The organism is Epilithonimonas zeae (genome assembly GCF_900141765.1).
Classification (GTDB): domain Bacteria; phylum Bacteroidota; class Bacteroidia; order Flavobacteriales; family Weeksellaceae; genus Epilithonimonas; species Epilithonimonas zeae.
Genome location: NZ_FSRK01000001.1, coordinates 1029417 through 1041421, shown reverse-complemented (window position 1 = coordinate 1041421; position 12005 = coordinate 1029417). Strand labels below are relative to the sequence as shown.

The window sequence follows — 12005 nt, the reverse complement described above, 5'->3', positions numbered from 1 at the left end:
ATTACGTTTTGTAATGCATTTTTCTATTTATTGACTTTATAATCACTAGCACCCGGATAAGGTTGGAGATAACCAAGATTCCAGTTAGACTGTAGAAGAGATTCAACAAAAAGGTCATCCCTGAATCTATGTGGATCATAAGGCGTTTTCAAACTAACATCGGCGATATTTCCTTTCACATTCCACCAAAAAGCACTCCAGCCACCTCTTAGTTCTTTGATGATTTCGTAAACTGTCTTTCCAGTCGCTCTATTCATTAGTTTAGCAAAAACCTGACCTTCGGAAGTTGTTAAGTTTCTCAACTGTTTCTCATAGTTGGCCGCCAATTCTGTTTGTCTCTGTTTCATATAACGGCTTCTGTCGGAGCCTTTCATATTAGCACTTTCTTTCTGAATAGCACGATACTGTTCTAAAGCATCCAAAAATAATGGATAAACACGATTCAGTTTTTTATTAAGGAAGAAATAATAATTTCTATCCAATTGATTATTAAAATGTGGATTAGCTCTAAGAGTCAATTCATCCATTACAATGACTTGTTCTCCATTTATTTTATAGATTTTAGCTTTCTGAGCTTCATCATAGTAATACTCATTCCCGAACTCATCCTTTTTCAATTTGCTCTTTGGAATATCATCAAATGATTTCACCTGCAAAGTATCTTGTTGCGAAAAACAAAATACACCAACAAACGTTAAAAGAATCGGAATCAATTTACCAAAAATCATTACTTTTACTCTCATAATAAAATTAACAAAAATTAACATCAAAAATCATTCCCTTCTTATATGAAATTCGAAAATACATCAATTAAATTCTTAGAAGAATATCTAAACACCGCCTCTCCTACCGGATACGAACACAAAGGTCAAAAAATCTGGATGGATTACATCAAACCTTATGTAGATAAAATCGAAGTGGACCATTATGGAACAGCTTACGGAATCATCAACCCAGAAGCCGATTTCAAAGTGGTTATAGAAGCGCACGCCGACGAAATTAGCTGGTACGTAAACTACATAACGGATGATGGCTTAATCTACGTCATCAGAAACGGAGGCTCCGATCAAACAATTGCTCCTTCAAAAGTAGTCCATATTCACGGAGAAAAAGGTATCGTAAAAGGTGTTTTTGGCTGGCCGGCAATCCATACAAGAAGCGCCAATCAAAACGAACCGACTCCAAAAATTGATAATATCTTCATAGATTGTGGCGCAACTTCAAAAAAAGAAGTAGAAGAATTGGGAATTTTCGTAGGTTGTATGATAACTTATCCCGATGAGTTTTTTGAATTGAATGACAGATATTTTGTTTGCCGAGCTTTGGATAACAGAATTGGTGGATTTATGATTGCAGAAGTTGCAAGACTTTTGAAAGAAAACAAGAAAGAACTACCTTTTGGACTATATGTTACCAACTCGGTTCAGGAAGAAGTTGGACTTTATGGCGCAGATATGATTGCTGACACCATCAAACCAAATATTGCCATTGTGACAGATGTGACACACGACACAACTACACCAATGATCGAAAAGAAAAAAGAAGGCGACCAAAAATGTGGCGATGGACCAGTAGTTTTCTTTGCGCCAAGTGTTCATCACACGATTCGTGAATTGATTATTGATACAGCAAAAGAAAAAGAAATCCCTTTCCAAAGAGCTGCAGCAAGTAGAGCAACAGGAACTGACACAGATGCATTTGCGCATTCCAATGGTGGTGTTCCAAGCGCATTGATTTCTTTACCTTTGCGATATATGCACACAACTGTGGAAATGGTTTCAAAGGAAGATGTTTCGAATGTTATCAAATTGATTTACGAAAGCCTTCTGAAAATAGAACCAACTATGAAATTGAAATATCATTAATAAAGTAAAAAAGTAAGTATAAAAATGAAAAACAAGCTTATAGCACCTTCCCTTCTCTCTGCGGATTTTGGAAATCTACAGAAAGACATAGAGATGCTAAACAACTCTCAGGCCGATTGGCTTCATGTAGATGTGATGGACGGACGTTTTGTCCCAAATATCTCTTTCGGATTTCCAGTAATGAAAACCGTTCAGCAACACACCAAAAAATTCGTAGATGTCCATTTGATGATTTTGGAACCAGAAAAATATGTCGAAGAATTTATAGATTACGGAGCAGATTTGGTTTCCGTACATTTCGAAGCGTGTACACATCTTCACAGAACTATCCATTTGATTCAGAGCAAAGGCGCAAAAGCTGGCGTTGTTCTCAATCCTGCAACACCGGTTTTGATGTTGGAAGATATCATTGCTGATGTTGATTTGGTTTTATTGATGAGCGTTAATCCAGGGTTTGGTGGTCAAAAATTCATCCAGAACACATATAAAAAAATTAGCGAAACCAAAGATCTGATTTTGAGCAACAATTCTACTGCACTAATCCAAATTGATGGTGGTGTGAATCTGGACAATGCATCCAAACTCTTCGAAGCTGGCGCAGACGTTTTAGTAGCAGGAAATGCCGTTTTCTCTTCAGAAAATCCCGAGAAGACCATTGAACTTTTAAAAATTTAGGAGCTTAATCCCGCTGTCCACTATATCTTTTTTGTCTCAGACATTTTGTCTTCAAAAGAAAATTTTCAACAAAGACAAAAAAGGATGCCGTTCCCAATCGGGGGCTAATGACAAAATATCACAAAAAAAATAGGCTATCAAACTGATAGCCTATTTTATATTTAATTTTCAGAAGAAATTAGAAAATCTCTCTCCCTGAAAAATGGAATTGAGCTTCGATAAGAGCGTTCTCGTCAGAGTCAGAACCGTGAACAGCATTTTCTCCGATGCTTCTTGCGAAAATTTTTCTGATAGTTCCTTCAGCCGCTTCAGCAGGGTTTGTAGCACCAATTGTAGTTCTGAAATCTTCTACCGCATTATCTTTCTCAAGAACCGCAGCTACGATAGGTCCAGAAGACATAAAGTCAACTAATTCTCCATAGAAAGGTCTTTCTGCGTGTACCTCATAGAATTTTTTTGCATCAGCAACCGTAAGTTGCGTCAATTTCAAAGCTTTGATTTTAAAACCAGCCTCACTGATTTTTCCAAGAATCGCACCAATGTGGCCATCTGCAACTGCATCTGGCTTAATCATGGTAAATGTGATTTTTCCTGACATTTATTTTAATTTTATTTTAAAGTGTTGCAAATTTACAATATTTTTTCCTTAGATTTGTCCTCGGAAATTCTTTTCTGGGAAACGCTATTATTTGGCACAGTATTTGTAACAAATGAATCGATTCTCATGTTTAATTTGAGTTTTCATGGTTATTAGTTTTTACCCCAACCTCGGTTGGGGTTTTTTGTTTTTAAGGATTATCTGACGTAAAAAAACCGCCAAACAAATAATTTGTTTGGCGGTTTCTTGTAATTGATTTCTACCACACAACTCAATCAGCGAATTGCAGCAGCCCGGCTTGAGCGGAAATCCTTTTTACGCAACATAGTGGAGTAAAAAGATTGGGAGCAGAAGACGGAAAAAGCTGCCCAAAATTTAATCACCTTGGTCAACAAAGGCTAATTCGTCTGGATTTTTAACTGGATATTTCTCTGTGAAACATCCGAAACAATGATTAGGTGAGCCTAAAATATTAATCAAATTGTCAACACTTAGAAATTCTAAACTGTCAACATCCAGATATTTCCTAAGTTCTTCTTTGTTCATATTGGCAGAAATCAAATCGTCTTTTGTCGGCGTATCAATTCCCAAAAAGCAAGGCGCAATAATTGGAGGAGATACACTTCTGAAGTGAATTTCTTTTACACCTGCATTTTTCAGAATTTTCACGAGACGTTTAGAAGTGGTTCCACGAACGATAGAATCATCAATAATCACCACTCTTTTATCCTTCATCTCGGAAACGATTGGATTGAGTTTCAGATTTACAAAATGCTCTCTCATCTCTTGTGACGGAATGATGAACGAACGTCCAATGTAACGGTTCTTAATCAAAACCGGCCTGAAAGGAATACCAGAAGCCTTGGAAAAGCCAATCGCAGCAGGAACTCCAGAATCTGGAACTCCAATCACAATATCTGCATCCACCGGAGCCTGCTCCCAGATCTTCATTCCTGATTTTTCACGAACTTCGTGAACATTAATTCCTTCTAATGTAGAATCTGGTCTTGCGAAATAAATATATTCGAAAGCACAAATCTTGTTGACACAATCATCCTTAACCAAATAGGATTGCAAACCTTTTTCGTTATCGCTTGTATAAACTATTTCGCCAGGTAAAATATCACGCACATATTGTGCTCCTACTCCATCCAGCGCACAACTTTCAGATGCTACAACAAAGGTATTTTCGTCAATTGCACCTAAAACCAAAGGTCGGATTCCGTTGAAATCTCTGAACGCAAAAAACTTATTTCTTGTAATCCCAACCACAGAATAAGCACCTTCGATTTTTTCCATCGTCGCTTTGATTGCGCCACGAAGTCCAAGGTCAAGATTTTTTTGTATCAATCTTAAAATAACCTCGGTATCAGAAGTTGCACGGAAAACCACACCTTCATCTTCTAATTCTTTTCTAAGTTGTTTTGCATTGGTCAAATTTCCATTATGTGCGATAGAAAGGATGATTTGGTCATATTCGTTCTTGGCAAAAAATGGCTGAAAATTATATTTCTTTTTATCTCCTGCAGTCGTATATCTCGTATGTCCGATAACCGTACTTCCCATAAATTTTTCCGGTTCTTCTATCGACTTGAAAACGTCTAAAACCAAACCTTCATCTTTTACAGAAAGTATTTTTCCGTTATTTCCTACAGCAATTCCACAAGCTTCCTGGCCACGATGTTGCAGTGCAAAAAGTCCGAATTGGGAAAGCGAAAATGTATCCTGTGTTTCTGTAGAGTGCAACCCGAAAACGCCACATTCTTCTTCCATTTTGTCGAAAGGGTAATGTTCATCCTTTTGTTCTTTGGAAAGATGTTTGGCTTCTTCGAATTCCTCATAGCGGTTTTGAAATGCGTATTTCGGTAATGTGCTATATTTTTGAAATTCTAAATCCATTTTTATTTAATCTCGGATTTTTATTTTTCTAAAGCGGTTTGTAATCTGTTGTAAATCTCGACATAAGCTTCTGTGATTTCGCCCAAATCTCTTCGGAATCTGTCTTTGTCAAGCTTTTTCATTGTATCCTTGTCCCAAAGTCTACAAGTGTCCGGAGAAATCTCGTCTGCCAAAACAATTTTGCCATCAGAAGTTTTTCCTAATTCGATTTTGAAATCTACAAGAATAACATTAGCTCTGTCAAATAAAGCAATCAATAATTGATTGATCTTATCTGTCAAAGCATACATTTCATTCAGTTCTTCATAGGTTGCTGCACCAAGAAAAACAGCGTGATGGTCGTTAATCAACGGGTCTCCTAATTCATCTTTTTTATAGCAAAGATCAAAAATAGTGACAGGTGATTTCAAACCTTCTTCCACGCCTAATCTCTGAGCCATACTTCCCGCAACATAGTTGCGAACAACCATTTCCAAAGGAATAATGTCTACTTTTTTTACCAACTGCTCTCTGTCATCCAGTTTTGAAATGAAGTGTGTTGGGATTCCGTTTTCGATAAGATAACCAAATATTAGTGTAGAGATCGCATTGTTCAGTTCGCCCTTTCTATCGAACTGGCCGCGTTTTTGTGCATTGAAAGCCGTAGCATCATCTTTGTAACGTACAACGACTTCGTCAGGTTTATCGGTAGCAAAAACCTGTTTAGCTTTACCTTCGTAAAGCATTTCTTTCTTTTGACTCATAATTACTTTCATTTTTTTAAACGGAATTTGCCACGAAGCAATTTCCATTTAAACTTTTTTACTATTAGATTTATGCACAAATTTACGAATTTTATATTTCTTTTTTATAAAATTATAAATTCAGTAATAATTATTGATTAACAAACAGTTGTTAGGTATTAATCTTGATTAAAAGAAGGTGCTAAATCTAATTTATGAAAGAAACTTTTGGTGAAAAAGTGATTGATTTTAATCTCAATCTAAAATATTCCGGTTTACTTCCGGATGGATTTCGGGTTTTAAATCCTTACTTGGATAATCCCGAAACTTTGGATGTAATGCAACAATTTTATCACAAATATTATAATGATTCTGAGATTAGGAAATTCATCATCGGAATTAATCCAAGTAGACACGGCGCCGGTGTAACAGGAGTTCCTTTTACAGACACGAAACGATTGAAAGATATTTGTGGAATCGAAATGAAATCTGCATACACGCACGAGATTTCTTCAGTTTTTATGTACGATATGATTGAAGCCTTCGGAGGTGCAGAACTTTTCTACAAAAACTTTTACATCAATTCTCCCTTTCCTTTGGCGATCATCAGAAAAATCAAAGAAAACAAATGGATTAATGCAAACTATTATGATGACAAAATGCTCTTCGAAATGGTAAAAGATTTCATGATCGATTCTTTAAAAAAGCATATCAGTTTAGGAATCGATACTTCAAAAGTTTTTATTTTGGGAAAGAAAAATGCAGATTTTATTCAGAAATTAAATAGTGAAGCCAAGCTGTTTGATGAGTTGAAAATATTAGAACATCCAAGATACATTCAGCAATACAAATCGAAAGAAAAGCAATTGTATATTGATAAATACATTCTGGCTCTTAATAATCTTAAAAAATAAAAAAGCATTTCAGATTTGAAATGCTTTTCTAAATTTATTCTAAAAACGAATTTATTTCTTAATAAACTTCACCGATTTTCCATCGATATTCAAAATGTAAGTATTTGGAAGTAAAGACTGAACATCAATCAATTTTCGATTAACAAAAGGATTACTGATTTCCTTTATAAGTTTACCAGAAAGGTCATAGATTTTTGCCGATTTTGCCTTGCTGATTTCGCCATTGACATTAAGCTGATTAACAACCGGATTTGGATAAATGTTGAAATCGAAAGTTCTATTCGCAATATCATTAATTCCCAAAACACCTAAACCTTGACAATAATCGGACGTGTAACTTGTCCATTCATTCATATCAAAAGTAGCTGTTGGATTGGTGATTTCTGACTTTCTATAAAACGATTTGTTGGCATTAGAATTATCTTGACCTTTGACACCAATTGCATCAATTGTGGTTGACTTATAGGATAAATCCACATAATTACTTCCCGAAAAAGTTAAAGAAGGTGCAGCTGTCACAAAAGCCGCGTTGGAATTATTGAAGCAACTAAAGTTTGCATTGGGATTAATGACAACAAAACTTTGATTGTTTTCTACCTCGCCTTCCAGTTCAAAAGGATTTTCGAAATAATATACAGTTCCTTTGAATTGTATAGACAATTTATAGCCCTGAAGGTTGACTTTGTGACCGGTCCTGTTGACAATTTCGTAAGCTTTGTTGTCACCGGTTCCTTCCAAATATTTTATAATCTGTAAATCTTTAGCAAAGATATCGGATGCTAAAGTTGTAATGTTCATCGTATTGCTTTGTGGACTTTCCAAATAGGAACTATCATAAGCTTTAACGGTAAAATTATAAGTTGTAGATGGCGTCAGATGGTCGATAGAAATTGTTGTAGTCTTAGATTTAGCGACTAAAACTCCATCTTGATAAATGTTATAACCCAAAACATCATTTTCCGGACTTGCCTGCCAGTTTAGGTTAACAAAATAAGCAGAATTTCTTTCCAAAGAAAGTTGAGATGGTGCTGATGGCGCGATATTACCTGGTGTCTGATTCCAAATCAAACTAACCCATTCCGGATGGTCTACAAAAGGATTTCTGTTTTTTTGAAGATTAAAAACAGAGTTATTTCTATCAATCTCTCTCTGAGAAACTGGATCTAATTGATGCCAAGAAAGCAACATCGCAACATACCAATTTTCGTATGCTTTTTCCTCAGTTCCGTCCAGAGGATTCTGATCTTTCGTAGGGTCATTGGCGTTGGTAGTAAAATTGAAACTACCTAATTTCCCCTCATATCGCACAGCATAATAAAGCAAACTTCTTGCAATATCACCTTTGAACTCATCTATCGGTTCAAAAACCCGACCTGTATAAGTTGCGTTAGGTGTTCCATTGGCAGCTTGTTTCGAGCCGTTTGTGAAATTATAATAAACTGTAGAACCTGCTTTTCCATAAGGGTAATTGCTTCTCAACTGATTGATTCTTGCATCTGTAGGAATTACAAAAAACAAATCAGAATACATTGGATAAGCGCTATTGAAAGAACTTTGCGGCATCATATGTTCACGATTCCAGCCAAGCCCTTCTGCGTTTGCACTTCCTATAATATTAGCAAGAGTGTAGTGATAAGCTGTAGTTCCCGTGGGATTATTGGAATAAATATCTAATAAATACGTGGAATTACTCACGTCGTAATCATAATACCTATCAATATCTGTCTGTCCATACAAAGTTTTCAAATCATCATAATGATAATTGTAAGTCTTGGTAGAGATGATATCGTGAAGTTTGCTCTTCAAAGCATAACCAGAAAGACTCTCTGTTCCAGAGTAATAACCTTCCGGAGCTTGTGCAGACAGAATAGTGGGAAAAGCAATGATTGCAATTAAGTATTTTTTCAGCATATCGATATTTTTAAATAACGGGTCATAAAAGTATCATTTTTTTATAAGACTTTATTTATTTTTTTGAATTTGAATATTAATTATTATTTACAAACCAATACCAATAAAAAATCCCCTGCAAAAAGGGGATTTAAATATCATTAATTAATTTCTGTTATTCTCCAGCAATAATATTGTGAAGAGTCACTTTCAAACTTTCCAATTGTTCTTTTTTGGAATCCAATTTGTCATAAGTATCTTTCAATAAAGGATTTTCACGTGTTGGAGAATTGAAGAAAGCCAAATTATTTTCCAATTGCACCACTTCTGATTCCAAATCAGTGATTTGATTTTTGATTTTTCTTGCTTTATCAGTCAATTGATTTTCTGTAAGATTCTCTTCTTTCAAATCAAACTCATTGATTTTGTTGAGTTTCAGTTTCTCTCTTAAAGTTTTGTTGAATTCTGTATTAATCGACAATTTATCTTTCGGAACTTTCCCAATTGCATTCCAGGAATTCTTTATCGTTTCGATTTTTTCTACAGCGCCTTCTTCATCATTCAAGGCTTTCAACTCTTCTAAAAGCGCTTTTTTGTTCTTATAGTTTTCTTTCCAATTGTCGCCTGTAGCGTTATTTTTATCTCTGTAATTTTTAAAGAAAGTATTACAAGCATCACGGAAATCATCCCAAACTTTGTTCGCCTGACTTCTAGGAACGTGACCAATTTTCTTCCAATCTTCCTGCAATTTTTTGAAAAGTGGAACTACAATATCCCAATCTTCAGAATTCATATTATCCTGTGCGGTTTTTATCAAACCTAATTTCTCTTCAAGATTATGAATCTGAGAACCTTTCAAATTCTTATAAAAATCATTTTTAGCTGTATTGAAATCTCTCAGAGCCTGTTTAAAATCTGTCCAATTCTGGTTAGACAATTTTTTAGGAACTGGTCCTAATTTCAAGAACTCTGCACGTAAATCCTCTACTCTTTTTATTGCTTGCTGCCAGAAAGAATGATTGATATTTTGAGGAGCAGACAGGGTTTTCAATTCTTCGATAACTTTATTCTTTTTATCAAGATTTTCCTGTTGTTCAGATTCCAGAACTGCAATCAATTCAGATTTTCTTTCGTGGATTTTATTGGAAATCTCTTTGAATTCTTCCCAAGTTTTTTCACGGAATTCTTCTGCAACCGGCTCAGCTTCTTCTTTCCAAAGTTTGTGCAGATATTGCAATTCATTCAGAGCTTTTTGCACCACTTTTTCATCAAGTAATTCCTTTGCTCTTTCTATGATATGTTGTCTTTTTTCAAGATTATGAGCAAATTCCTGCTCAAGATATTCCTTGTTCAAATCCAACATCTCATTGAACATTTTAAGATGATGAAAATAATTATTATTCAGATTTTTGAATTCGGATTTTGCAACCTGACCAGCATTTCCCCAAGCTTCCTTCACTTCTCTTATTGCTTTGAAAAGGTTAGTTCCCGGTTCAGAAGTTGTGTAAAGATTTTTTAATCTTTCAATGATTGTCAATCTTTCTTCGAGATTTTTTTGATGTTCAGCTTCCTGAGATTTGTGGAATTTGTCCTGCTTTTCTCTGTAAATATTCACTAGTGCAGACAATTTGGAAGATTGCGGATGATGATTATCAAAATGTTCTTCAGGATTGCCCTGCTCCACATAATCGTGTTTTTTATCTTCGAGTTCTTCGGCAATTTTGTGATTCGCTTGCTCCCTCAAAGCATTGAATTGTTTAGAGAAATGATGCGCATCTTCTTTGTTGACGATGGTTTCCATTTCGGCTAAAGCTTCTTTCAAAGATAGATTTGAAAAATTTTCTTCAGTAACTTCGATTTCCTGATGTTCATCGGCCGCAGTTTCTAATTCTGAATTTTGTTCTACCGTCTCTTCTTTTACTGATTGATTTTCAGCAGAATTGACATCAGAATTAAGATTTTCGTTCTCAGGATTTTCGTTTTCAATACTCATAACAAAGCAAATTAATTGACAATAACAACTTTTAAATGCACTAAATTAACTGTTTTTTACAGAAAACACCAAATATAAATTCCAATTTTCTCAAAAAAACATTAAATATTCACTAACATTCTCATCAAAAATTTAAAATTTAATAATTACTTGACAAAGGCTCTTTGATATCGTATCTTTGCACCTCGCTAAAATTAACCACAGGCTAATCCTGTAAAAACAAATAAAATCCGTAAATTTTATGAAAACATCTGATTTCAATTTCGATTTGCCAGCAGAATTATTGGCAGAACACCCTACAGAAAACCGTGACGAAGCAAGATTGATGGTTCTTAACAGAAAAACTGAGACTATCGAGCACCGTCTTTTCAAAGATGTTATTGAATATTTTGATGAGAAAGACCTTTTCATCTTCAACAATACAAAAGTTTTCCCTGCGAGATTATTCGGAAACAAGGAAAAAACAGGAGCTAAAATCGAAGTTTTCTTGTTGAGAGAACTGGATGCTGAAACTCGTGTTTGGGACGTTTTGGTTGACCCGGCAAGAAAAATCAGAATCGGTAACAAATTATTCTTCACAGAGGACGAATCTCTAGTTGCTGAAGTTATCGACAACACAACATCAAGAGGAAGAACATTGAGATTCTTATTTGATGGTTCTTATGAAGAATTCCGTGCAAAATTGACAGAACTTGGAGAAACACCACTTCCAAAATACATCAAAAGAGAAGTTGAGCCAGAAGATGCCGAAAGATACCAAACGATCTATGCTAAAGTAGAAGGTGCTGTTGCGGCTCCGACTGCAGGTCTTCACTTCTCAAAACATTTGATGAAGAGATTAGAAATCAAAGGGATTGATTTTGCGGAAATCACGCTTCACGTTGGTTTAGGAACTTTCAACCCAATCGAAGTTGAGGATTTGTCTAAGCACAAAATGGAATCTGAAGAAGCAATTATTGATGAGAAAAATGCAGAAATCATCAACAGAGCTGTACAGGAAGGACGCAGAGTTTGCGCTGTTGGAACGACAACGATGAGAGCTTTGGAAACGTCTGTTTCTTCTAACAAAAAGATTTCGGCTTACAGAGGTTGGACCAACAAGTTCATCTATCCTCCTCACGAATTTGGTGTTGCCAATGCAATGATTACTAACTTCCACACGCCTAAATCTACTCTAATTATGATGATCGCCGCTTTTGCTAACAAAGATTTCATAATGAGAGCTTACGAGGAGGCTATCAAAGAAAAATATAAATTCTATTCTTACGGAGACGCAATGTTGATTCTTTAAGATTTGAATTTTTCAAATAATAGAATGCACAACTTTTACGGTTGTGCATTTTTGTTAAATCACAAAAGTCACAAAAGATTTTTATTAAATATTTTTTCAATAATTAATTAAGTTCACAAAATTTTCTTTTTTGAACTTTAATATCTTCATTCAATTTT

10 protein-coding genes are annotated in these 12005 nt (G+C 35.1%); 4 read left to right on the top strand and 6 right to left on the bottom strand.

What is annotated here, in order from left to right; genetic code table 11:
• Positions 1-23 precede the first annotated feature (23 nt).
• Complete coding sequence (locus tag BUR19_RS04755) at positions 24-743, bottom strand: DUF4294 domain-containing protein (RefSeq protein ID WP_379955058.1); 720 nt, start codon at positions 741-743, stop codon at positions 24-26.
• 45 nt (positions 744-788) lie between these two features.
• Here BUR19_RS04755 and chrP point away from each other — a divergent pair, with 45 nt between their 5' ends.
• On the top strand, positions 789-1865 hold the full coding sequence (chrP, locus tag BUR19_RS04750; RefSeq protein ID WP_074233748.1) for a chryseobasin maturation metalloprotease ChrP: 1077 nt from the start codon (positions 789-791) through the stop codon (positions 1863-1865).
• Between the two features lie 24 nt (positions 1866-1889).
• The gene (gene rpe, locus BUR19_RS04745; protein WP_074233747.1) at positions 1890-2540 is read left to right on the top strand and encodes a ribulose-phosphate 3-epimerase; all 651 of its coding nucleotides are present in this window, start codon (positions 1890-1892) and stop codon (positions 2538-2540) included.
• 178 nt (positions 2541-2718) lie between these two features.
• Here the strand turns inward: rpe and BUR19_RS04740 are convergent, their stop codons facing one another.
• From BUR19_RS04740 to purC, 3 genes are all read right to left on the bottom strand, one after another.
• Complete coding sequence (locus tag BUR19_RS04740) at positions 2719-3138, bottom strand: nucleoside-diphosphate kinase (protein ID WP_074233746.1); 420 nt, start codon at positions 3136-3138, stop codon at positions 2719-2721.
• Positions 3139-3513: 375 nt separating this feature from the next.
• Positions 3514-4911 carry an amidophosphoribosyltransferase gene (purF, locus tag BUR19_RS04735; RefSeq protein WP_245799063.1) on the bottom strand — a complete coding sequence of 466 codons (1398 nt, stop codon included), beginning with the start codon at positions 4909-4911 and terminating at the stop codon, positions 3514-3516.
• Between the two features lie 146 nt (positions 4912-5057).
• Positions 5058-5780 (bottom strand): phosphoribosylaminoimidazolesuccinocarboxamide synthase, encoded by a 723-nt coding sequence (purC, locus tag BUR19_RS04730; RefSeq protein ID WP_074235548.1) that lies wholly within the window; start codon positions 5778-5780, stop codon positions 5058-5060.
• Between the two features lie 194 nt (positions 5781-5974).
• Here purC and BUR19_RS04725 point away from each other — a divergent pair, with 194 nt between their 5' ends.
• Positions 5975-6673 carry an SMUG2 DNA glycosylase family protein gene (locus tag BUR19_RS04725; RefSeq protein ID WP_074233744.1) on the top strand — a complete coding sequence of 233 codons (699 nt, stop codon included), beginning with the start codon at positions 5975-5977 and terminating at the stop codon, positions 6671-6673.
• Between the two features lie 51 nt (positions 6674-6724).
• On the opposite strand, the gene BUR19_RS04720 is transcribed toward BUR19_RS04725, so the two are convergent.
• Together BUR19_RS04720 and BUR19_RS04715 are read right to left on the bottom strand one after the other, a co-directional pair.
• Positions 6725-8584 (bottom strand): endonuclease, encoded by a 1860-nt coding sequence (locus BUR19_RS04720; protein WP_083600640.1) that lies wholly within the window; start codon positions 8582-8584, stop codon positions 6725-6727.
• A 154-nt stretch (positions 8585-8738) separates the two neighbouring features.
• Complete coding sequence (locus tag BUR19_RS04715; RefSeq protein ID WP_074233743.1) at positions 8739-10556, bottom strand: DUF349 domain-containing protein; 1818 nt, start codon at positions 10554-10556, stop codon at positions 8739-8741.
• A 241-nt stretch (positions 10557-10797) separates the two neighbouring features.
• Between BUR19_RS04715 and queA the strand changes: the two genes are divergently transcribed.
• A complete protein-coding gene (queA, locus tag BUR19_RS04710) occupies positions 10798-11847 on the top strand; it encodes a tRNA preQ1(34) S-adenosylmethionine ribosyltransferase-isomerase QueA (protein ID WP_074233742.1) in 1050 nt (349 codons plus the stop codon).
• Positions 11848-12005 lie beyond the last annotated feature (158 nt).

Coding starts and splice junctions, on each gene's coding strand:
- BUR19_RS04715 (WP_074233743.1), bottom strand. CDS start 10,556: ATGAGTATTGAAAACGAAAATCCTGAGAACGAAAATCTTAATTCTGAT.
- BUR19_RS04725 (WP_074233744.1), top strand. CDS start 5,975: ATGAAAGAAACTTTTGGTGAAAAAGTGATTGATTTTAATCTCAATCTA.
- purC (WP_074235548.1), bottom strand. CDS start 5,780: ATGAGTCAAAAGAAAGAAATGCTTTACGAAGGTAAAGCTAAACAGGTT.
- BUR19_RS04720 (WP_083600640.1), bottom strand. CDS start 8,584: ATGCTGAAAAAATACTTAATTGCAATCATTGCTTTTCCCACTATTCTG.
- rpe (WP_074233747.1), top strand. CDS start 1,890: ATGAAAAACAAGCTTATAGCACCTTCCCTTCTCTCTGCGGATTTTGGA.
- queA (WP_074233742.1), top strand. CDS start 10,798: ATGAAAACATCTGATTTCAATTTCGATTTGCCAGCAGAATTATTGGCA.
- BUR19_RS04755 (WP_379955058.1), bottom strand. CDS start 743: ATGAGAGTAAAAGTAATGATTTTTGGTAAATTGATTCCGATTCTTTTA.
- chrP (WP_074233748.1), top strand. CDS start 789: ATGAAATTCGAAAATACATCAATTAAATTCTTAGAAGAATATCTAAAC.
- BUR19_RS04740 (WP_074233746.1), bottom strand. CDS start 3,138: ATGTCAGGAAAAATCACATTTACCATGATTAAGCCAGATGCAGTTGCA.
- purF (WP_245799063.1), bottom strand. CDS start 4,911: ATGGAAGAAGAATGTGGCGTTTTCGGGTTGCACTCTACAGAAACACAG.